This is a genomic window from Acinetobacter towneri, assembly GCF_017498585.1.
In the GTDB taxonomy this organism is placed as follows: Bacteria; Pseudomonadota; Gammaproteobacteria; order Pseudomonadales; family Moraxellaceae; genus Acinetobacter; species Acinetobacter towneri.
On sequence record NZ_CP071766.1, the window covers coordinates 1,421,614 to 1,442,726 of the forward strand.

Below are 21,113 nucleotides of genomic sequence, written 5' to 3' on the forward strand. Positions count from 1 at the left end.
TTTTCCTCAATTTTTTAATGATTGACAGCTCATTGCAGAATATGGGGGCGAATAAAGAAAAAACCACATTCAGCCAAGATGAATGTGGTTTAAAACGTCTAGTTTACTTGAAATGAGTTTAATCGCATTTCAGTTAAACAACGTTTAATTAAATTGGCTGAAATCAGGTTTACGTTTTTGCATAAAGGCCTGCACCGCTTCCATCATTTCTGCTGAGCCGACACGTTGCATAAAAATCTCAGCTTCATGGTCAATCCACGCCACAATTTCATCGACATTATGTTTCATGAGGGCTTTAGATTGTTTAAGTGAAGCTAATGGTAAAGCTGCCAATTGTGCTGCTTTTTGTTGCGCCGTTGCATAGACATCAGTTTCAATGCTATTAACTAAATTTGCCGATAATGCCGTTTCGCTATTGAATTTTTGTGCAGTTAGCAACAGTTCAGCCGCCTTGTGATAGCCTGCTTGTTCTACCAGAAGTTTGCTTGATGCACCTTCAGGCGATAAGCCCAAGCTCACAAATGGAATTTGGAATAGGGCAGTATTGTCGCTATACACCAAATCTGCATGCAATAAAATTGTGACACCAATGCCAATCGCCACCCCACGTACAGCTGCAATCAGCGGTTTAGAAAACTTGGCTGCAGATTTTAATAAGATGAATGGAGGACCTTCGGCAGCAGGTAGTTGTCCTTTAAGTGCGGCAGACTTCATAAAGTCTTGCATGTCATTGCCTGCGCTAAAGTCTGCATCTGCACCACGTAAAATCACACAACGTACTGCGTTGGACTGATCTGCTTCATCTAAGGCTTGTGCAATCCACAAATATAATTCACCATACAGCGCGTTTTTTGCTTCTGGTCGGTTGATGGCTAAAGACAGTACGCCATTGTCTAAATTCGCATTCAAATGTGGGTGAGGTTGTTGAATACAGCTCAGTGTCATCGTACTATCCTTGCTTTGATTGGTTTGAATTTATGGCTCATTATGTCGCAAATTCGCAGCGCTGGCACAACTCATGAGTTCATAAAAAGTTAGTGAATGATGAGATTTGCGTTCCTAATTCAATGTGAAATTTATTTAGAATTTGGGGTTGTTCATTTAAAAAATGAATAAGCAAGGCGGAATCTTAACGTCTATTAATTCTATTTTAGGATTAACCTTCGGTTCGACCTACTTTTGTTTTGGCAAAAGTAGGCAAAACCATTTGTCATCCACGAAACCTGCCCAATTATTGTTTTTGATTTATTATCTTGCAAAAACAATAATGAGTTGATACCACGCAGGTTGTGGATGACATTTCCGCGTATCAGATAGCATCATGTTGTTATCAAAATTAGGATTGGCGTATTTATTATGCAATATACGTTTGATTATTTGGTTTTCATTGGCCGCTTTCAGCCATTTCATTTGGCGCATTTGCAAACCATTCAAATTGCGTTAGCACGTAGTCATTATGTGATTTTGGCATTAGGTTCTGCACAAAATGAGCGCAATTTAAAAAATCCGTTTTTAGCCAAAGAACGTGAGCAGATGATTTTGTCTAACTTTTCACCTGAGATGCAAGAACGGATTAAGTTTGTGCATGTCGTAGATGTCTACAATGATGAAAAATGGCAAAAACTAGTCAAATCTTTAGTCGGTGAATTGATTCAACCGCAAGATCGTGTTGGTTTAATTGGGCATTTTAAAGATGACTCGTCTTATTATTTAAAGTTTTTCCCTGAATGGGAGATGGTAGAATTAGACAGCTTGCAAGATGCCATGTCTGCTACGCCTGCACGTGAGGCTTATTATCGTGGGGAAATACAGCCTAATTTTTTCCCGCAAGGCACAATTGATTTCTTAACCGCATTTCAAAACACGGAAATTTATCGTCAATTACAAGACAAATACCAGCAGCAGGACAGCAGTAATTTGACGGAGTAATCCAGTTTTTAAATGAAAAAGGATGATTGAAAAAGCTTTCAATCATCCAGAACATTGTGTTTTTTTAGAGGCCGAAAATTAAGCCTGTAAAGCGGTTAAATCCGCAAGCACTTGCTCGGCATGTCCTGCAGCTTTGACTTTACGATATTCTTTCAGTAATTGACCTTGATGGAAAATAAAAGTAGAGCGTTCAATGCCCATAACTTTTTTGCCATACATATTTTTTTCTTTAATCACATCAAACAACTGACACAATACTTCTTCTTTATCGCTAATCAAGTTGATGCCTAAAGATTGTTTTTCGGTAAAGTTTTGATGGGCTTTGACTGAGTCGCGCGAAATGCCAATGATGGTGGTATTAAGCGCATCAAATTGTGGCTTTAGCGCAGTAAAATCGACAGCTTGTGTGGTGCAGCCTGGGGTAGAATCTTTCGGGTAAAAATACACCACTAACCAATCTGTACCAAGTTCGGTTAAATTGACTTCGCCTGTGGTTGCAGGAAAAGCTTGATTTGGTAATTGAATTGTCGTGCTCATATTTTTCTCCAAAATCATGCACATAAAAAACTAGCCACATAAAGTGGCTAGTTGAAATTGTTAAGAAAAATTATTTTTTCTCAGCCGCTTTCATTGCTTCTTCAGTTAAGGTTTTTAATTTACCTGTAAGCTGAGGACCAAAACAAGTTTGCAAATCTTTATTTTGCTTTTGTACAAAAGCTAAAGTCGCAGGGCTCTTTTTCTGGTTAATTGCGCTTTGAATTTCCCATTTTTGAGCGTTGGTTAATTTACCATCTGCTTCTACTGCACAAGTACAATATTTGCTTACTTCAGCTGTAGTCAGTTTTTTGCCTTTTGCAGTTTCTTCTTTACAAACATTAATTAAAGCTGCTTTTACATTGGTGCTTTTATATGCTTGTTGCAACTTGTCATTATTTGCGTGTGTCGTTGTTGCGAATAATGCAGCAACAGACATAATCGCAGAAACTATAATGTTTGATTTTAAATTTTTCATACACTTTACCTTGTTATGACGGTATATAACGCGTTGGGTCTGCAACACCAGCATCGGCAAAACCTTGTTTGCGTAAGCGACAGCTGTCACATTTACCACAAGCACGTCCTTGGTCATCTGCTTGGTAGCAAGAAACCGTTTGACTATAGTCTACGCCATGTTCAATACCTAAGCGAATAATATTTGCTTTGGATAAATGTAACAAAGGTGTCTCAAATTTTAACGGTTTGCCTTCTACGCCAACTTTGGTTGCCAAGCGTGCCATATTGGCAAAAGCATCAATAAATTCAGGACGACAGTCAGGATAGCCCGAATAATCTACCGCATTAATACCAATCACAATTGCTTCTGCATCAAAAACTTCGGCAGCTGCCAAAGCATAAGACAGGAAGATGGTATTACGCGCAGGCACATAAGTCACAGGAATACCTTCTTGCTCATGATCAGGTACTTCAATGCTGTGATCGGTCAGGGCAGAACCGCCCAAGTTGCCTAAATCAATATTAATCACACGATGCTCAATGCCTGCATTTTTAGTCAAGGCACGTGCAGCATCTAGCTCTGTAGTCGAGCGTTGACCATACATAAAACTAAGTGCAATACATTCATAACGCGCTTGTGCCCATGCCAAACACGTGGTTGAGTCTAATCCACCAGATAACAATACAATGGCACGAGGGCGCATAATTGAACTCCAAATTTTAAAATATAGCGATAGAACTTGAGCAAAAGTGTGAAGATTGACGTCAATACGAATGGGGATTCGTGAGGAGATTAACGACCTGTTTCATCATTCCAAAGCAATTTATGTAATTGCAATTGGAAACGAACAGGGAGATGGTCGGCTAAAATCCACTGTGCCAAATCACGTGCAAGTTGTGGCAAGGCGACTGCACCTTTTTCGACAGCAAATGCAGGGGAGAACCACACTGTATCGACTTTTTTATGCAACTGATATTGCTCAACTTGCTGCTTCGCCCAAAGATAATCGTCATGATTGCAAATCACAAATTTGATTTGATCATGTGGGTTTAAAAAATCTAAATTTGATAATAAGTTGCGTGACATTTCACCCGATGCAGGGGTTTTTAAATCCAGCACCTTCGACACACGGTTATCCACTTTAGAAATATCTAAAGCTCCACTGGTTTCCAAAGACACTTCACAACCTAAATCTGCCAAGCGTTGCATGAGTGGCAGTGCATTCGGTTGAGCCAGAGGTTCACCGCCCGTCACACATACATACGGTGTTTTAAATTCTAGCGTGGTTTGGATGATGTCATCTAAAGATTGACGTTCGCCACCTTCAAAAGAATAAGTGGTATCACAGTAATGGCAACGCAATGGACAACCCGTTAAACGAATAAACACGGTTGGCAAGCCCGATGTATTGGCTTCGCCCTGCAATGAATAGAAAATCTCCGTGATGCGTAAACCCGCAGACGGATCAGAAACAGGAATAGCGGAAGATCGGAGGGTATTCATAAAATTCATCACAGTATGTAAAAAAACAAAAATCCCTACGGTCATTGCTGGCCGTAGAGATGGAGAAAACTAAAAAAAGTTTAGTCTTCGCGTAATAAGTCGTTCAAACTGGTTTTTGCACGGGTTTTTGCATCTACTTTCTTCACAATGATAGCAGCATACAAGCTATAAGTGCCACATTTAGAAGGCAGGTTACCAGAAACTACCACCGAACCTGCAGGTACACGACCATAATGGATTTCGCCAGTTTCACGGTCATAAATTTTGGTCGATTGACCAATATAAACGCCCATAGAAATGACCGAACCTTCTTCTACAATCACACCTTCAACAATTTCAGAACGTGCGCCAATGAAGCAGTTGTCTTCAATAATTGTTGGATTTGCTTGAAGTGGCTCAAGTACTCCACCAATACCTACACCACCCGATAAATGCACGTTTTTACCAATTTGTGCACATGAACCTACCGTTGCCCATGTATCAACCATGGTGCCTTCATCTACATAAGCGCCAATATTGACATAAGATGGCATTAACACCACATTTTTGGCTTGGAATGAACCTTTACGTGCAACTGCTGGCGGTACAACACGCACACCTGCTTGTTTGAATTGCTCGTCAGTCCAACCTGTAAATTTCGTGTCTACTTTGTCGTAGAAACGCAAATCACAAGATTCAATTGGCTTGTTATCATTGAGTTTAAAAGATAACAAAACTGCCTTTTTTAACCATTGGTGAACGATCCACTCACCATTAATTTTTTCAGCAACGCGTAATGTGCCGTTATCTAAACCTGCAATTGCTTGTTCAACTGCCTGACGAATTTCAGAGGGACAATCTGCAGCGCTGAAATTAGCGCGGTCTTCAAATGCTTGTTCAATGATTGTTGAAAGCTGAGACATCGATGTTCTTACCAGAAAAAAATTTTCCAAAGATTTTACACTATATTGAGTGAGGAATAGATAAAAATTGGAACAGATTGGAATTTATCCTTAGTAAGATAAACAAGTTAAGTTGCGCGCTAAATTGTTGAAGTTTTGAAAATAAATGCTTTTGCAATAAACAATAAGAATAAATTTGTATCAAAAAATAACAAAAACGGGGTGAATTTTGCATAAAAGCTGAACGCAACATGCTCTATAGTTTTCTCATGACAAAACGAATGAAAATTCAAAAAGTTTTAGTTTGAGGAGAAACACAATGAAAACTTTACATACATTTTTAGCCGCTTCGGTATTGGCAGCAGTTGCAGGTTCTGCAATGGCAGATACAGCTGTGGTAAAAGATGGCTATGCGTTTGATCGTAACCAATTAATTCCAACAGGTGTACGTGCTGAAGTAGGTACAACAGGTTATGGCGGTGCCTTACTTTGGACTGCAAACCCGTATGTGGGCTTAGCGCTGGGTTATAACGGTGGCGATATTTCTTGGTCGGATGATTTATCAGTCAATGGCTCAAAGTATGATATGGATATGGAGAATAACCTGACCTATTTAAATGCTGAGATCCGTCCGTGGGGTGCAAGTGCTAACCGTTGGGCTCAAGGCGTTTATGTAGCTGCTGGTGTTGGTTATGTAGATAATGAATATGACCTAGACCGCCGTGTTAAGCCTGGTGAAGGTTTCTCTGTAAACCATACTGCTTTTACAGCGGGTACAGATGGTGCTCATATCAATGGTAAAATGAGTTATAAAAATGACATCGCACCTTACTTAGGTTTAGGTTTTGCACCAAAGATTAACAATAACTGGGGTGTGTTTGGTGAAGTCGGCGCTTATTATACGGGTAATCCAGACGCCAATTTGACGCTTGTGAGTGGCGGTGCAGCTGATGATGCTGTTCGAGGAAGCTTGGTAGACAATATTGCCATTGAAGAGGAAAAAATTCGTACAGATGATAAACATGAATGGATGCCAGTAGCGAAACTAGGTGTAAGCTACCACTGGTAATATCCGTTAGTTTCAGCTAAACCAAAAAAAACGAGCTTCGGCTCGTTTTTTATTTGTGTAGGTTTACGTGTATATTAAAAACGATGGGCAAGACGTAAACCATAAACAAGGGCATTGTTATTATTGGACGTTGCCAGCGAGGCAAAAGACACAGCACTGTCAGTATTGGTATTGATTTTGGCTTTTCTAAACTTTAAATAATGTGCGCCAAATGTAATCTCATTTTTTTGATTTACACGATATACCACGCCTGTTCCAAAACTTGAAAAGCCATCTGAAGGGTTGAGTGTAGACACAGTATTGCCAGTCCCAGAGTCCCATGAGCTTTCAATAAAACTGACCCATGTGGGTGTCCAACGGTGCGCCCAGCCTATTTTTGCCGACCATTGGTCTTTAGGGTAGGAAATCAGTTGATAACCTGAAATTTCGGGTACATACGGTGCATAGGCAGCAATGACCGCATTAAATTGTGGCGGTTGAATGCTAAAGTCAGACCAGTTTACCCAGCGTAAATCTGCATAGACGAGGTTATGTGTCGAAATCGCTGTTTGTAAGTGTGCATTGACAGATTGTGGAGTTTCTACCACGCTCTGATTTTCGGGCACAAGATTTAAAAGCGTGTGTTGCGTATGTTCGTAAGTATTTAGACGATGTTTAATTTTAGCGCGATAAGTCACTGCGGTTTTAAATGCATACTCTGGAATTTGATAACTAAATCCTGTTAACCAACCTAGGGCAGAATCACGTTCAAATGCTACGCTATAACCATTAAACACAGCATAATCTTGTCCAAAAACCTCTAAATAGCCTTTAAAGTCTTGCCAGCTAATACCTGTAAAAAAATTCCAGCGAGGGGTAGGTTGATAGCCGATTAGTGCAGTCATATTGCGACTGTCAAACTGAATATGACTGGACTCAATTTCTATTTTTTCAGCATATATTTCAGGGGTATATTGATAATTAACCCGCCCACCAAACGGTTGGTCGAATAATAAACCAAAGGAAAGTTGTGGGCTAAGCTGTAATTTTAAGCCCGCATTGATGAAATGTTTGCTTTCGACCAAATCTCCAGTCGAAAAATCAGTAACTCCCAGTTCACGGAGTTGTTGTTGATATTGTACTTGCCCAGAAACATTCGGCTCTAAATAAAGCAAGGTTATTTCTGCATAATTATTTTCTTGTAAAAAGGCGCTTACAGATTGATGGCTTTGTTCTAGAGCTGCAGCATGACTATACACTATGGGCAGGACGTACAAGCATGCAGTGCAAAGATGATATTTCATGTGACGTCCCGCATTTGAGTGATAGAATCGTGTTTAAAATCAAATAATCATTTTTATTGTTGATTATATTTTATGCATAATTTGAATCAATTTAAAACATTATTTTCCTGTTTTAAGATAAACGAAGATCGTGGCGAAATAATGAAACATAAGAGAGCGAATGCGCTCTCTTATGTGAATGGGGTTATTCGTCAGGATAAGCAATGCGCTTTAACGCTTTAATATCGGCATTTGGTGCACATAAAGAAATAAACTCATAGCCATAGCCACGTAGTAAATGTCCTTTGCGAACCGCAATCCATGTGGTGTTTACCCCAAAAATATCGGTCTGGATTTGTTTTAGACGGTAATCGCGTTCTGCATCGTATGCCACATTGTTTACCACGCCTACGCCCATGCCCAATTCAACATAGGTCTTAATAACATCGGCATCAAGTGCAGACATAACGATATTGACATCAATTCCTGCATCGGTAAATGCTTTGTCAATTTTAGAACGTCCCGTAAAGCCGCCGTGATAAGTGATGATTGGATATTCTGCCAAATCGGTCAGGCTAATCTCAGTTTTACTGGCTAAAGGATGATCTTGCGGGGTAATAATGCTGTGGCGCCAGTCATAATAAGGCACACTTGCCAAGTTCTCTTCAGTGGTTAGAGATTCGGTTGCAATACCAATATCGGCTTCACCTTGTAGCAGCATTTCGGCAATTTCAACAGGGCTGGCTTGTTGCAAAATCAAATGTACTTTAGGGAATTCTTTTTTAAACAAATTCACAATAGGCGGCAGCACATAACGCGCTTGGGTATGTGTAGTCGCAATGGTGAGCGTGCCTTCATCGACTTTATTAAAGTCATCGGCAAGGCGTTTAATGTTATCTGCATCAACCAACATGCGTTCGACAATACTCAGCAAAGCTTGTCCTGGCTCGGTTAAACCTAATAGACGTTTGCCTTTGCGCACAAAAAGCTGCACACCAAGTTCATCTTCAAGGTCTTTAATGTGCTTACTCACGCCCGATTGAGAAGTGTATAGTGCCGCAGACGCTTCGGTTAAATTAAAGTTTTGCCGAACGGTTTCTCTAATAATTCTAAGTTGTTGGAAGTTCATAGTGGTGCAACCCTAAAAAGGATGGAGCGGGTTAGGCTCCATCTTGATGTCCTTATGCGACTTGATTTTCAAATAAATGTAAAGTGGTTACACTTAACCAAACCGTTTGATTTGGGCGGAATTGGTGCAGTTTCGCTTCATCTGCAGTGAGTGCAATTTCAATTAAATTCCCTTGGCGATCTTGCAATTCTGCAACTACTTTACCAGCAATCCAAACCTCACGTAAGAAGGTCGCTTGAATGGTATTTTCCTGTGGTTGGGCATGAATATGCAACTCATCTGGACGTGCAAATGCAATCACTTTGCCTTGAGGCGCATTCGGTTGATTGAGAAGTTGTACGCGATCTTCACCAATTTGCACAATCCCTTGATGATGTTGTCCTTCAAAACGGTTGGCTTGACCTAAGAAGTCAAATACAAACGGAGTTGCAGGCTGTTCATACACTTCACGCGGTGAACCAATTTGTTCGACATTACCTTTGTTCATGACAATAATTTGATCGGCAACTTCGAGTGCTTCTTCCTGATCGTGGGTCACGAAAATTGAAGTGATGTGTAATTCATCATGCAAAGTTCTTAACCAACGACGTAATTCTTTACGCACTTTGGCATCAAGCGCACCAAAAGGTTCATCCAATAACAATACGCGTGGTTCTACCGCTAAGGCACGTGCCAAAGCAATACGTTGACGTTGTCCACCCGATAACTGCGCAGGATAACGGTCTGCTAAAAAGCTTAACTGTACCAAGTCGAGCAAACGCATAACACGTTTTTTAATCTCAGCTTCTGAAGGTCGGGTTGCACGTGGACGTACCCGTAAACCAAATGCGATATTGTCAAATACGGTCATGTGGCGGAATAGGGCATAGTGTTGGAAAACGAATCCAACTTGACGTTCGCGCACATGCACATCGGTTGCATCCTGACCCTCTAATATCACTTGCCCACGATCTGCCGACTCTAATCCTGCAATAATACGCAACAAGGTGGTTTTACCACAGCCTGAAGGCCCAAGCAGCGCCACCAGTTGGCCATCTGGAAAATCGAGGGAGATGTCTTTAAGTGCATGGAATGCACCAAAATTTTTTTCAATATTTTTAACTTGAATACTCATGCGGTCATTCCTTAAGAAACAGTTGAATCTTCATTGCGTTGGTTTTGCTTTTCTTGGCGAATTTCAACCCAAGTTTTTAAAATCAGGGTCACAATCGCGAGAAGTGCCAAGAGAGAGGACACCGCAAACGCAGCACTAAAGGTATATTCGTTATAGAGAATTTCGACGTGCAGCGGTAGGGTGTTGGTTTCTCCGCGAATATGCCCCGATACCACAGATACCGCGCCAAACTCACCCATTGCGCGGGCATTACACAGAATCACGCCGTAAATTAAACCCCATTTTATATTTGGCAAAGTGACTTTCCAGAAGGTCTGCCAACCCGATGCACCTAATACAATCGCAGCTTCTTCTTCCTCTGTGCCTTGCGCTTCCATTAAAGGAATCAATTCACGCGCCACAAAAGGTACAGTAATGAAGATGGTGGCAATCACAATTGCAGGTACGGCATATAAAACTTTGATGTCGTGTTCCATCAACCAGCCGCCCATCCAACCTTGTGTACCAAAAATCAGGACTAGCATTAAACCTGCAATGACAGGAGAAACTGAAAAAGGCATATCAATTAAGGTGGTGAGAATCGACTTACCACGGAAATTGAATTTCGCCACTGACCACGCTGCGGCAATACCAAATACCACGTTTAAAGGTACGGCAATGGCTGCAGTGAGTAAGGTTAATTTCACTGCCGATAAAGTGTCAGGATGCACCAATGCTTGTGCATAGACACCAATGCCTTGTTTAAAGGCTTCTACAAAAACCAAAATCAGCGGCAAAATCAGACAGCTTAAGAAGAAAATGAAGGCAATTGCAATTAGGGTATAGCGTACCCAAGTCGGTTCACGTGTTGCATCGCGTGATTGTAGTTTTTCAGCCAAAGCATTGCTGTTGGTATTTAAACTCATCGTGCAGTTCTCCCTGTGCGACGACTTGCCCATGCTTGTAATAAGTTAATTAAGAACAGCATGACAAAAGAAATCAGCAACATCACCACAGCAATTGTGGTTGCACCTGCGTAGTCATATTCTTCTAAACGAGAAATAATCATTAAGGGTGCAATTTCAGTTTTAAATGGTTGGTTACCTGCAATGAAAATCACCGAGCCATATTCACCCACGCCACGCGCAAATGCGAGGGCAAAACCTGTAATCAGTGCAGGCAATAAAATAGGGAAAATCACTTTGGTGACAATTTGAAAGCGGTTAGCCCCTAGCGCAGATGCTGCTTCTTCCAACTCGGTTTCTAAGTCACTGAGTACGGGTTGCACGGTACGCACAACAAATGGAATACCAATAAAAATCAGGGCAAGGGTAATCCCGATAGGGGTATACGCGACTTTAATGCCTAATGGTTCTAAATATTGTCCAATCCAGCCAGTCGGTGCGTATAAAGAAGTCAGGGCAATACCCGCAACTGCAGTAGGCAATGCAAAAGGTAAATCGACCAAAGAATCTATAATACGTTTGCCCGGAAAGCTGTATCGTACCAAACACCATGCCAATAATAAGCCGAAGACGACATTAATAAAGGCTGCAATGAGCGCAGCGCTAAAACTGAGTTGCAAAGATTTTTGGATACGTTCTGAACTTAAAATTTCCCATAAACCATCCCAACCGATACCCAGCGATTTAATAAATACAGCCGATAAGGGAATAAGAACAATTAAGGATAAATACGCTAGGGTAAAGCCTAGAGAAAGACCAAATCCTGGCAGCACTTTGGATCGCTGCGACATGATGACTCCTCAAAAGAGAGAATGAGTGTTTGAAAACAAACAGATAAAAGTAAAAGATAAATTCGGCACAAGCATAATTTGCGAAGATTAAATTGCAAATTTGAATAAATACTTGTTGTTATCAGAAATACTGATATGTGATTGCATATTTTCTGCAATCAAATAATCATAAATTTCAGGAAATGCCCCAAAGCCTGATGCAACATTAATATGACCCACTTGTCCTAAATTAATCGGTGTTAATTGCCATGCTTGGGCAAGTGCCTGTGCATCTGCAAAACTTAGCCACGGGTCATTTTCACTGATCAATAAGCGTGTCGGTACAGCCAATTTAAGTTGCTGAAAATAAGCCGAATAATTGCTTTGGCTGTGTTGTGCAAAACCAGATTCACCAAAACGGGCAGGGTTAGCAGGTGCAACCAAAACCACATTTTTAATTTTCGCCTGCAATTTAGGTTGCTGTGCTAAGGCTGCCACTGTGGTCAGACAACCAAAGCTGTGCGCCACAATTTGAATATCGTTCTGAATCGGGGCAACTGTTTTGACAAATTCAGCAACCCAGTTCTGTAAAATTGGGCTATTCCAGTCTGACTGTTGTACACGCGAGCAAGACATGAGTTGTCGTTGTAACCAAGATTGCCAGTGCGCATATTCACTGCCACCTACACCTGGAACAATTACGGTATGAATCATGTCGATGCTCCTTCGCATATTTCAGCCTGAAATAATGATCTGAATAACGCTTGAATATGAATTGAACCCATCATTTTCAGCTTTGGCTGTGATCACTTGGATTCAAAACTCAGTAAGATAATGCTGTAAAATTCATGTTTTAAATAATCTGCAACAAGGATAACTAGAGTTTCTATGCAAAAAAAATAATTAAAAATGAATTTTATATGAATAAAAGAGATATATGTGAATCAGGTAAAAATGCGTTTGTGAAAACACCCGCATTTTTCAATTTGGGTGTTTTCAGCTAGAGCTTTGGTATGATTTACCTTTCGGAGTATTATTTGGTTTGGTTGGCTTTGACAATCTGATCGAAAATGCCATCATTTTCAAAGTGTTGCTTCTGAACTTTGCTCCATCCACCAAACTCTTGATCAATCGTCACCAACTTCAATGGTTTAAATTGCGACTTATATTGTGCCAACACCGTAGCATTACGTGGTCGGTAATAATTCTTCGCAGCAATGTTTTGACCCGCAGGCGAATAGAGATAGTTTAAATAGGCTTTGGCTAAGTGTTGATTGCCATCTTTTTGCACATTTTTCTCTACAATCGCCACAGGCGGTTCAGCCAAAATAGATAGAGAAGGCGTGATGATCTCAAATTTACCCGGTTGTTCACGCACGGCTAAATAGGCTTCATTTTCCCAAGCTAACAAAACATCACCAATGCCACGTTCTGCAAAAGTGGTGGTTGAGCCACGTGCGCCTGAATCCAATACTTTGGTTTGTTTATAAATTTGGCGAACAAACTCTTGCGCTTTAGCATCATTGCCCGCAGGTTGATGTTTTGCCCATGCCCACGCTGCCAAATAGTTCCAGCGTGCACCGCCAGATGTTTTTGGATTTGGAGTAATGATTTCCACACCAGGTTTGACCAAATCGCCCCAATCTCGAATACCTTTCGGGTTGCCTTTACGCACTAAAAATACAATTGTGGATGTATAAGGGGTCGAGTTGTGCGGAAATTTCTTTTGCCAGTCTTTAGGTAATAGACCGCGTTTAGCAATTTCATCAATATCGGCAGCCAGTGCCAAAGTCACGACATCGGCACCTAGACCATCAATCACCGCACGTGCCTGTTTGCCCGAACCGCCATGTGATTGTTTAAAGTTAATGTTTTGCCCGGTGGCTTTTTTCCAGTACGCACCAAAATCTTTGTTAAAGTTATCGTATAATTCACGGGTTGGATCGTAGGAAACATTCAGAAAGTCTTTTGCAGAAACGCTCAAGGTTGTTGCCGAAAGTACTGCCGCCAGTAGTCCAATTTTCAGTTTTGTAAAGTTCATGTTTGACCTCAGGTATTAAATCTGTTGTTGAATGAGGCAAGCATATCGGTAGTCTATTTGCTGAAAAAATAATTTAAAATGCGGTGAATATCAGTAAATGATAAATATAAATTTCTTCATTGTTTTCTATATTTAGAGATAAATAACGAGTACTTCTTCCATGCAGTGTTATAAAAATGCCAAGCCTACCGAGCAGATTCATGTGTTAGATCGCGCGTTTCATTATGGTGATGGATGCTTTAGCACTGCACGTTTTCGCCAAAATCAAATTGAATTATTTGACCGCCATTTGGCGCGTTTGCAATATGCCAATCGCCAACTTTCTTTAAATGCCAATCTTGAGTTAATCACTGAAACGCTGACAATTTTAAAGCAGGCGCATGGCGAGTTAAATGGTACTTTGAAGATTGTTTTAAGTCGTGGTGTGGGGCAGCGTGGCTACAGCTTGCCTGATCATCCTGCCGATGTTTGGGTGTTTTTCTATCCACAAGTACAAGCGGCTTTAGATACGGCATATCATTATGACATCATTCAAAGTGGCATCTTGGCACAAGCGATTGGACTAAGCATGCCGAATTTAGTTGGGCTGAAAAGTCTAAACCGACTTGAACAGGTATTGCTCAAACAAGAAGCCGATCAAAAAGGCTGGACAGAAGCTTTGGTTACTGATGTACAGGGCAGTGTGGTTGAAGGTGTGAGTAGTAATTGTTTCATTCGTATAAACAATACATGGATTACCCCGCAACTTGGTTATAATGGCGTGCACGGTGTCATGCGGGCAGAAATTTTATCGCGCATGCAACAACAGAATTTGCATTGTGAACAGCGTGATGTTCATGTTTCGGAAATTGCGCAGATTCAAAGTCTGTTTTTCTGTAATGCCTTAACGCCCATGAAAATTGTCAGCCATTTAGGGCAGCAGGTTTTAGATGTGCAGCCGTGTGTGGAACTATTTAAGCAACTTCAACTGAATCAGATTCATTCTTATGTCTAAGCGTCCATCAAAATCTAAAAAGAAAACCAAACCTATATGGTCTAAGCGTGCTATTCAGGGTGCGCTTATTTTTGTACTCGGACTGTTTTTGGTCATTGGCATGATCTTATGGTCAAGCTTATTTAAAGATTATCCTGTTGAAGGCAAAAAACAATTATTGGCGATTAATGATGGTGATACCTATTCACGCTTTATTGATCGTTTGGCAGAACAAGATCATGTGAATTTTCCAATTGTTTTAAAGCTCTATCAACGAGTGATGATTCACGACAGCATGAAAAAAGGCGTGTATGAAGTCCGTCAGGGCATGAGTGTGCGTCAGGTTATGGAAATGATCGCCAATGCTGAAAATGCACAAATGAACCGTATTTTGGTGATCGAAGGCACGACTTTTAAACAATTGATTGATGCGTTAAAGAAAGATGAGTTGGTCACCAAAGAAGTGTCGCATTTGCCATATGATCAAATGCTAAAAGCTTTAAATATTCCTTTTACACATCCCGAAGGTTTATTTGCGCCGAATACTTATTTCTTTGCCAAAGGTGAAACTGACCGTAAAATTTTAACCGATTTGTATCAGCGTCAAATGAAATCATTGGATGATGCTTGGAATAATCGTGCAGCAGATTTGCCCTATAAAAATAAATATGAAGCTTTAATCATGGCATCTATTATTGAAAAAGAAACCAATGTTGATGCGGAATTAGAGCAAGTTTCAGGTGTGTTTGTACGTCGTTTAAAACTGGGGATGCGTTTACAGACTGACCCAACCGTGATTTATGGTATGGGAGAGCGTTATCAGGGCAATATTACCCGTCAGGATTTACGCACTCCAACGCCATACAACACCTATACCATGAGTGGTTTAACGCCAACGCCAATTGCATTGCCAAGTCAAAAAGCCATTGAAGCGGCGATGCATCCAGATCAATCTGACAACATTTATTTTGTGGCGACAGGTAACGGTGGGCATAAATTTAGCACCAATTTGCAAGATCATAACCGTGCCGTACAGGAATATTTAAACGTACTACGCACGAAAAAATCAGGGGAATAAGCATGTTTATCAGTTTTGAAGGTACTGAAGGGGTAGGCAAAACTACACTTATTCGCCGTATTCATGATTATTTTACTGCACAAGGTCAGTCGGTGGTTTTAACCCGTGAACCGGGTGGAACCTCTATGGCAGAGCAAATTCGTGCTTTGTTGCTCGCGGTCAACCATGAAGAAAAAATGTGTTCAGACACTGAGTTATTGTTGATGTATGCAGCGCGTGCCCAGCATTTAGATCAGGTGATTTTACCAGCACTTGCTGCAGGAAAAACCGTGCTATGTGACCGTTTTAGTGATGCCAGTTTTGCTTATCAATGTGCGGGACGTGGTTTGAGTGAAAGCAAGTTGCAGACTTTAAATAATAACTTTGTCACACGTATGCCTGACTTAACTTTTTGGCTCGATGCACCGATTGAACTGGGTATGACCCGTGCACGAGCGCGTGGAGAGCTTGACCGTTTTGAACAAGAGAAAGCAACTTTCTTTGAGAAAGTAAGAGGCGGCTATCAAACTTTGTGGGAGCGACATCCTGAGCGAGTGAAGCGTTTAGATGCAACACAAAACCCTGATCAAGTATTTGCACAGGCGATGGACTATTTGTAAGCGAAGGTATAACAAACAAATGCATAATAAGCCAATTGGTCATAGTTATACATTTGATTAAATGGAAAAATCTTCTATAGTGGAAATGCTTTAGAAGATTTTTTTATTTTAAAAATAGCGAATAGTAAGTATGACCAAAGAAGAAATTATTGAATTTTTAAAAGTAGAGTTTCCGCAAAGTCTGGAAAAATGTGAAATTGTGTCCATCACGCCACGTGGCGCATTGGTAAATTATCACATCGATGAACGTGATTTACGCCCAGGCGGCACAGTATCGGGGCCGACCATGATGACTGTTGCAGACTATGCACTTTATATCGCCATTTTAGGGGAGTTGGGTTTGGTGGCTTTGGCGGTCACTAGCAACTTAAACATCAACTTTTTACGCAAGCCCGCAGCAGGGCGTAATTTACGTGGTGAATGTCGCTTAATGAAAGTAGGGAAAAACCTCGCGGTCGGTGAGGTTTGGGTATATTCCGAAGGTGTAGATGATGCCGTGGCGCATGTCACAGGGACGTATTCGATTCCACAGATTGGCTGAGAATAAAGTCAGCTTTATCTTAATTTTAGTTACTTATATTTACCATGTGGTTACATATGTACACATACTACATGAAAATCAGGGTTTGATTGGTTAAAAAATAATCACAAATATTTCATTTTATGTTTTTCATATAGATCAAATCTGCTTTTGTCTAAGCTAGCAACCCGTAAGTGATAAAACAAGGGAGCTAAATGCTTAAATTTAAGAACAATATTGTTCATGGAGCAATCTTTGATATGGATGGAACAATGTTTGATACTGAACGATTACGGTTTCAAACATTGAAGCAGGCATCTCAGGAGCTCATTGGCGTTGAATTTTCAGACGTATACCTCATGCAATGTTTGGGTTTGAGTGCAAAGAGCGCTGAACAACTGGCGCAAGCAGAATATGGTGCAGACATTCCTTACCGTGAGATCCGTCAGCGTGCTGATGAACTAGAACTAGAAAGTGTGCGCAATTTTGGTGTGCCCATTAAAAAAGGTTTGTTGCAGGTATTAGAGCGGTTACGAAAGTCTGGCTTGAGAATGGCGGTTGCTACGTCTAGTCGTCGTGCCATTGCCGAAGAATATTTGATTAATGCCAATGTCTATAAGTTTTTTGATGTATTAGTTTGTGGCGATGAGGTGCAACAGGGCAAGCCACATCCTGAAATTTTTATAACAGCCGCACAAAAAATTAATCTAGAACCCAGCGAATGTTTCATGCTGGAAGATTCTGAAAATGGAATCAAATCTGCACATGCAGCGGGCGGCATAACCATACTATTTCGGGATATCAAAAAACCTAATGCTAATATGTTGTTACTCACGCAGCATTATTACGCAAGTATGCAAGCTTATTTAGATGACTTAAATCAAGTTATTCCTGTATTGGAAATGCCGAGTTTACAAGAGGCCTTCCCGCAAACTTTAAATCAGTTGAGTGTGGGGATTCATGGTTTTGGTGCAATAGGTGGGGGCTATTTGGCCCAAATTTTATCGCACTGGGATGGCTATACCCGTCCTAAACGTATTTATGCTTCTACACGGAATACCTTATATCGTTCTGCAGTAAACGCCTTTGGAACGTATTCAATTCGTTATGGACAATGTTCTTATGATGAACGAATTGAAAATATGCACATCATTGATGCGGAGAACTTGCAGCAGATGCAGCAAATGTATGTGGAGTCGAGCCTAATTGCATTATGTTTGCCTGAACATGCTTTACAGCAAGAGGCTAAAGTAATTGCGCAGGGCTTATATGCCCGTTTTATAGCGCAATTTGAACTCCATCAGCCTTTAACTATTTTGGTAATTTTAAATAAAGTTGGGGCAAAACAGCTCTTGATGACGCATATTCATCAGGCGTTAGAGGCGTTGTTGGATCCCGATACGGCAGCCAAAATTATGGCGCAGCATTATTTTTGCGATACTGTCGTAAATAGAATGGTCTCTAAATTAAGCGATCAAAACTTATATCGCCAATTACGCATCAAGTATAATATTTTTAAGCAATTTCAGTTGGATGACGAAGCAGAGCCAATTGAAATTGAAGACAATACTCGATTGCAGCCTGAGCAAGAGCGTCAAGCCACCTTATATGTAGAAGATTTAAGACGCAATTTTCAGCCCAGTCACATTTTGCAAAGTATGGATTTAATTTTATTTCATGCTGAAAGTGACATGCCTATTTATGTGGAAAATGCCAGTCCATTATTGCAACACATGCGTCAAATGATTTTGGTAGATGATATTGCCGAAATCCAACTCATTAAAAATCGTTTATGGAATGGTGTACATGCCATGATGGCTTGGTTATCCAGTTTAATAGGGCATAACAGTATTGGTGTCGCAATGGCAGACCCATTGGTTGCAGATTTTACCCGCGCTGTTTCGGCACAAGTAGCGTTGGGATTAGCTGCACAGTTGCCGCATCGTCAGCAAAACTTAAAGCATCTGGCACAGAGCTTTCTGGACTCATGTGAACATGCCTATAAAGACCCGTGTCAGCGTGTGGCACGTGACCCTTTGCGTAAACTCTCAGCCAATGAACGGGTGATGGGTGCTTTGATTTATCATCTGCAGCATGATTTAGCTGCAAATTATGTGCAGAAAGGAGTGGTGTTGGGCTATCTGTATGCAATTAAAATGCAGCAGTTGGGGGCTCAAGCAGCATTACAGCATTTGTCAAAACAATTGCAAAATGCGCCTATAGACGAACAAACACGGCAGCAATTGCAGTACATAATTAGCCACCAATTACAGCAACTATTGGCTGGTCAAGTTCGCTTAGAAGCATTTATTCAAGATGGTACTCAAGTTGCAGCCGTAATCTAAAAATCAACTTGATGAATTCTTGGGGGGAGGTTTAGTAAGTTAACGTCATCATATTCAAAATGATAAAATACCGAATCGTGTTATGGAACACGATTCGGTGCTTTCTTGCATTAGAATTCAAATGCACTTTATTCACAGATACTTTTATGCAAATGCTGTTGTGTAACAAGCAATCAGATCACTCATTCACCAATGGGGTTTCCACTTGGAAATTTGGTGGAATAAGCACAGTCTTACGCAATTCAGGTGCGAGTTCAGGATAATCTAGCGTGAAGTGTAAACCACGCGATTCTTTGCGTTGCATGGCACAGCGCACAATCATTTCCGAAACTAAAACCAAATTACGCAGTTCAATTAAGTTTTTACTGACTTGATAGTCCTGATAATACTCGGTGATTTCACGTTTCAGCATTTCAATGCGGTGTAAGGCACGCTCTAAACGCTTGGTGGTGCGTACAATGCCGACATAGTTCCACATGGTTGCGCGTAGCTCATCCCAGTTTTGTAAAATCACCACATCTTCGTCAGGGTTAGTGACTTGAGAATCATCCCAAGCAGGGACGTCAGGCGAGCTATAATCTGCGGTGTAATGAGCTTCAATATGTTTTGCGGCCACCATTCCATAGACAAAACATTCTAAAAGAGAGTTACTTGCCATACGGTTAGCGCCATGCAAACCTGTATAAGAAGTTTCACCAATCGCATATAAACCTGCAATATCGGTTTGGCTATGTTCATCCACCATCACACCACCACAAGTGTAGTGGGCAGCAGGTACAACAGGAATCATATCAGTGGTGATATCAATACCCAATTCCAGTAAACGTGCATACAGCGTTGGGAAGTGTTCCTTTACAAATTCTGCAGGTTTATGAGTGATGTCTAACCACACATGGCGAATACCTAAGCGTTTGATTTCATAGTCAATTGCACGTGCGACAATGTCACGTGGTGCCAACTCTGCACGCTCATCAAAACGCAGCATAAAACGCTCACCATCGGGTAAACGCAAATATGCACCTTCACCACGCATGGCTTCAGTAATTAAAAACGAACGTGCTTGGGGATGATACAAACAGGTCGGGTGGAATTGATTAAACTCCATATTTGCCACACGGCAACCTGCACGGTATGCCATGGCCATACCATCACCTGTGGCAATGTCTGGGTTAGATGTATATAGATAGGCTTTCATTGCACCACCGCAGGCAAGTGCGGTAAACGGAGCAAGGAAGCTATGCACTTTTTGTGTTTTTTCATCTAGTGCATATAAGCCTAAAGTGCGATTGCTTTCATTTAAACCTAATTTTTGCGAGGTAATTAGGTCAATCGCAATAAAATTTTCAAAAATGGTGATGTTTTGCTGTTCTTGGACACGTTGTACTAAAGTGGTCGAAATTGCGCGTCCTGTTGCATCGGCTGCATGAATAATACGTCGCTGTGAGTGACCGCCTTCACGGGTTAAGTGCAACTGTTCTTGTTCATCTAAAGTAAATTGAACACCTTGTCTCAGCAGAAAATCTACCGAAGGTTTGCCGCCTTCTACGGTTTGTTTGACGGCATCCATTTCACATAAATGCGCACCTGCAATCATAGTGTCATCTATGTGTTGTTCAATTGAATCTGTTTCATCAAGCACTGCCGCGACACCGCCTTGCGCATAGAAGGTGCTGGCTTCAGTGAGGGTAGATTTTGCCAAAACGGCGATTTTGAAATGCTGGGGTAATGAGAGCGCTAAACTCAAACCTGCACCACCACTTCCCACAATAATCACATCAAATTGATGTGTTGTGTTTAAATTAGACATGTCCATCAGCTAATTTGAAAAAAGTTGGATAATGACACCCCTTTTTACAGAAAAAGGCAAGTGCGAAGTGGATTTGAATAATGAAAAAAAAGAATAAACTGGCAACTTTTATGGAATATCCCACTTTTATTGTGATTCGATTCCACGCTTTTCAT

General features: G+C 41.0%; 21 protein-coding genes. 7 read left to right on the forward strand and 14 right to left on the reverse strand.

All coding sequences use genetic code 11. The annotated features are described in order from the left end of the window. Positions 1–144: 144 nt before the first annotated feature. Complete coding sequence (locus tag J4G44_RS06810) at positions 145–945, reverse strand: enoyl-CoA hydratase-related protein (protein ID WP_180169725.1); 801 nt, start codon at positions 943–945, stop codon at positions 145–147. A gap of 411 nt (positions 946–1,356) precedes the next feature. Here J4G44_RS06810 and J4G44_RS06815 point away from each other — a divergent pair, with 411 nt between their 5' ends. Beyond that, positions 1,357–1,929, forward strand: a complete 573-nt coding sequence (locus J4G44_RS06815; protein ID WP_096901115.1) for a nicotinate-nicotinamide nucleotide adenylyltransferase — start codon at positions 1,357–1,359, stop codon at positions 1,927–1,929. Positions 1,930–2,007: 78 nt separating this feature from the next. Here the strand turns inward: J4G44_RS06815 and J4G44_RS06820 are convergent, their stop codons facing one another. The 5 genes from J4G44_RS06820 to dapD form a co-directional block, all read right to left on the reverse strand. Beyond that, the gene (locus J4G44_RS06820) at positions 2,008–2,466 is read right to left on the reverse strand and encodes a peroxiredoxin (protein ID WP_096901114.1); all 459 of its coding nucleotides are present in this window, start codon (positions 2,464–2,466) and stop codon (positions 2,008–2,010) included. Positions 2,467–2,536: 70 nt separating this feature from the next. Continuing rightward, a complete protein-coding gene (locus J4G44_RS06825; protein ID WP_004971768.1) occupies positions 2,537–2,941 on the reverse strand; it encodes a hypothetical protein in 405 nt (134 codons plus the stop codon). Positions 2,942–2,954: 13 nt separating this feature from the next. After that, on the reverse strand, positions 2,955–3,626 hold the full coding sequence (queC, locus tag J4G44_RS06830) for a 7-cyano-7-deazaguanine synthase QueC (protein ID WP_136144778.1): 672 nt from the start codon (positions 3,624–3,626) through the stop codon (positions 2,955–2,957). An 89-nt stretch (positions 3,627–3,715) separates the two neighbouring features. Then, entirely contained in the window at positions 3,716–4,426 is a 711-nt protein-coding gene (queE, locus tag J4G44_RS06835; RefSeq protein WP_136144777.1) for a 7-carboxy-7-deazaguanine synthase QueE, read from the reverse strand. Between the two features lie 80 nt (positions 4,427–4,506). Beyond that, positions 4,507–5,328 (reverse strand): 2,3,4,5-tetrahydropyridine-2,6-dicarboxylate N-succinyltransferase, encoded by an 822-nt coding sequence (gene dapD / locus J4G44_RS06840; RefSeq protein ID WP_131261166.1) that lies wholly within the window; start codon positions 5,326–5,328, stop codon positions 4,507–4,509. A gap of 298 nt (positions 5,329–5,626) precedes the next feature. Between dapD and carO the strand changes: the two genes are divergently transcribed. Beyond that, positions 5,627–6,376, forward strand: a complete 750-nt coding sequence (gene carO, locus J4G44_RS06845; protein WP_207973533.1) for an ornithine uptake porin CarO — start codon at positions 5,627–5,629, stop codon at positions 6,374–6,376. A 74-nt stretch (positions 6,377–6,450) separates the two neighbouring features. On the opposite strand, the gene J4G44_RS06850 is transcribed toward carO, so the two are convergent. From J4G44_RS06850 to J4G44_RS06880, 7 genes are all read right to left on the reverse strand, one after another. Next, positions 6,451–7,659 (reverse strand): OmpP1/FadL family transporter, encoded by a 1,209-nt coding sequence (locus tag J4G44_RS06850; RefSeq protein WP_131261164.1) that lies wholly within the window; start codon positions 7,657–7,659, stop codon positions 6,451–6,453. Between the two features lie 184 nt (positions 7,660–7,843). Further along, complete coding sequence (locus tag J4G44_RS06855; protein ID WP_131261163.1) at positions 7,844–8,767, reverse strand: CysB family HTH-type transcriptional regulator; 924 nt, start codon at positions 8,765–8,767, stop codon at positions 7,844–7,846. Between the two features lie 52 nt (positions 8,768–8,819). Further along, positions 8,820–9,881: a sulfate/molybdate ABC transporter ATP-binding protein gene (locus J4G44_RS06860; protein ID WP_168417798.1), complete on the reverse strand. Its 1,062-nt coding sequence runs from the start codon at positions 9,879–9,881 to the stop codon at positions 8,820–8,822. An 11-nt stretch (positions 9,882–9,892) separates the two neighbouring features. After that, positions 9,893–10,786 carry a sulfate ABC transporter permease subunit CysW gene (gene cysW, locus J4G44_RS06865; protein ID WP_096901108.1) on the reverse strand — a complete coding sequence of 298 codons (894 nt, stop codon included), beginning with the start codon at positions 10,784–10,786 and terminating at the stop codon, positions 9,893–9,895. After that, positions 10,783–11,616, reverse strand: coding sequence for a sulfate ABC transporter permease subunit CysT (gene cysT, locus J4G44_RS06870; RefSeq protein ID WP_004971748.1), 834 nt, complete (start codon positions 11,614–11,616; stop codon positions 10,783–10,785). The genes cysW and cysT overlap by 4 nt, the downstream gene beginning before the upstream one ends. Positions 11,617–11,703: 87 nt before the next feature. Continuing rightward, entirely contained in the window at positions 11,704–12,309 is a 606-nt protein-coding gene (locus tag J4G44_RS06875) for an alpha/beta hydrolase (protein WP_096901106.1), read from the reverse strand. Positions 12,310–12,628: 319 nt separating this feature from the next. Further along, entirely contained in the window at positions 12,629–13,636 is a 1,008-nt protein-coding gene (locus J4G44_RS06880) for a sulfate ABC transporter substrate-binding protein (RefSeq protein WP_004971740.1), read from the reverse strand. A 160-nt stretch (positions 13,637–13,796) separates the two neighbouring features. On the opposite strand from J4G44_RS06880, the gene pabC reads away from it, so the two are divergent. From pabC to mtlD, 5 genes are all read left to right on the forward strand, one after another. Then, on the forward strand, positions 13,797–14,630 hold the full coding sequence (gene pabC, locus J4G44_RS06885) for an aminodeoxychorismate lyase (RefSeq protein ID WP_004971738.1): 834 nt from the start codon (positions 13,797–13,799) through the stop codon (positions 14,628–14,630). After that, positions 14,623–15,687, forward strand: a complete 1,065-nt coding sequence (mltG, locus tag J4G44_RS06890) for an endolytic transglycosylase MltG (protein ID WP_096901105.1) — start codon at positions 14,623–14,625, stop codon at positions 15,685–15,687. Before pabC ends, mltG begins: the two co-directional genes overlap by 8 nt. A 2-nt stretch (positions 15,688–15,689) precedes the next feature. Then, the gene (gene tmk / locus J4G44_RS06895) at positions 15,690–16,286 is read left to right on the forward strand and encodes a dTMP kinase (RefSeq protein WP_207973534.1); all 597 of its coding nucleotides are present in this window, start codon (positions 15,690–15,692) and stop codon (positions 16,284–16,286) included. Positions 16,287–16,416: 130 nt separating this feature from the next. After that, complete coding sequence (locus tag J4G44_RS06900) at positions 16,417–16,827, forward strand: PaaI family thioesterase (protein WP_207973535.1); 411 nt, start codon at positions 16,417–16,419, stop codon at positions 16,825–16,827. Between the two features lie 194 nt (positions 16,828–17,021). Next, complete coding sequence (gene mtlD / locus J4G44_RS06905) at positions 17,022–19,151, forward strand: bifunctional mannitol-1-phosphate dehydrogenase/phosphatase (protein ID WP_180168216.1); 2,130 nt, start codon at positions 17,022–17,024, stop codon at positions 19,149–19,151. Between the two features lie 178 nt (positions 19,152–19,329). Here mtlD and nadB read toward each other — a convergent pair whose 3' ends face one another. After that, on the reverse strand, positions 19,330–20,964 hold the full coding sequence (gene nadB / locus J4G44_RS06910; RefSeq protein WP_207973536.1) for an L-aspartate oxidase: 1,635 nt from the start codon (positions 20,962–20,964) through the stop codon (positions 19,330–19,332). Positions 20,965–21,113: the final 149 nt, after the last annotated feature.

Bases quoted from the DNA above. Each gene is read 5' to 3' on its own strand.
- J4G44_RS06810 (WP_180169725.1), bottom strand. From the start codon at position 945: ATGACACTGAGCTGTATTCAACAACCTCACCCACATTTGAATGCGAAT.
- dapD (WP_131261166.1), bottom strand. From the start codon at position 5,328: ATGTCTCAGCTTTCAACAATCATTGAACAAGCATTTGAAGACCGCGCT.
- J4G44_RS06855 (WP_131261163.1), bottom strand. From the start codon at position 8,767: ATGAACTTCCAACAACTTAGAATTATTAGAGAAACCGTTCGGCAAAAC.
- mtlD (WP_180168216.1), top strand. From the start codon at position 17,022: ATGCTTAAATTTAAGAACAATATTGTTCATGGAGCAATCTTTGATATG.
- carO (WP_207973533.1), top strand. From the start codon at position 5,627: ATGAAAACTTTACATACATTTTTAGCCGCTTCGGTATTGGCAGCAGTT.
- mltG (WP_096901105.1), top strand. From the start codon at position 14,623: ATGTCTAAGCGTCCATCAAAATCTAAAAAGAAAACCAAACCTATATGG.
- J4G44_RS06850 (WP_131261164.1), bottom strand. From the start codon at position 7,659: ATGAAATATCATCTTTGCACTGCATGCTTGTACGTCCTGCCCATAGTG.
- J4G44_RS06825 (WP_004971768.1), bottom strand. From the start codon at position 2,941: ATGAAAAATTTAAAATCAAACATTATAGTTTCTGCGATTATGTCTGTT.
- J4G44_RS06880 (WP_004971740.1), bottom strand. From the start codon at position 13,636: ATGAACTTTACAAAACTGAAAATTGGACTACTGGCGGCAGTACTTTCG.
- cysW (WP_096901108.1), bottom strand. From the start codon at position 10,786: ATGAGTTTAAATACCAACAGCAATGCTTTGGCTGAAAAACTACAATCA.
- cysT (WP_004971748.1), bottom strand. From the start codon at position 11,616: ATGTCGCAGCGATCCAAAGTGCTGCCAGGATTTGGTCTTTCTCTAGGC.
- J4G44_RS06815 (WP_096901115.1), top strand. From the start codon at position 1,357: ATGCAATATACGTTTGATTATTTGGTTTTCATTGGCCGCTTTCAGCCA.
- tmk (WP_207973534.1), top strand. From the start codon at position 15,690: ATGTTTATCAGTTTTGAAGGTACTGAAGGGGTAGGCAAAACTACACTT.
- nadB (WP_207973536.1), bottom strand. From the start codon at position 20,964: ATGGACATGTCTAATTTAAACACAACACATCAATTTGATGTGATTATT.
- queC (WP_136144778.1), bottom strand. From the start codon at position 3,626: ATGCGCCCTCGTGCCATTGTATTGTTATCTGGTGGATTAGACTCAACC.
- J4G44_RS06900 (WP_207973535.1), top strand. From the start codon at position 16,417: ATGACCAAAGAAGAAATTATTGAATTTTTAAAAGTAGAGTTTCCGCAA.
- pabC (WP_004971738.1), top strand. From the start codon at position 13,797: ATGCAGTGTTATAAAAATGCCAAGCCTACCGAGCAGATTCATGTGTTA.
- J4G44_RS06860 (WP_168417798.1), bottom strand. From the start codon at position 9,881: ATGAGTATTCAAGTTAAAAATATTGAAAAAAATTTTGGTGCATTCCAT.
- J4G44_RS06820 (WP_096901114.1), bottom strand. From the start codon at position 2,466: ATGAGCACGACAATTCAATTACCAAATCAAGCTTTTCCTGCAACCACA.
- queE (WP_136144777.1), bottom strand. From the start codon at position 4,426: ATGAATACCCTCCGATCTTCCGCTATTCCTGTTTCTGATCCGTCTGCG.
- J4G44_RS06875 (WP_096901106.1), bottom strand. From the start codon at position 12,309: ATGATTCATACCGTAATTGTTCCAGGTGTAGGTGGCAGTGAATATGCG.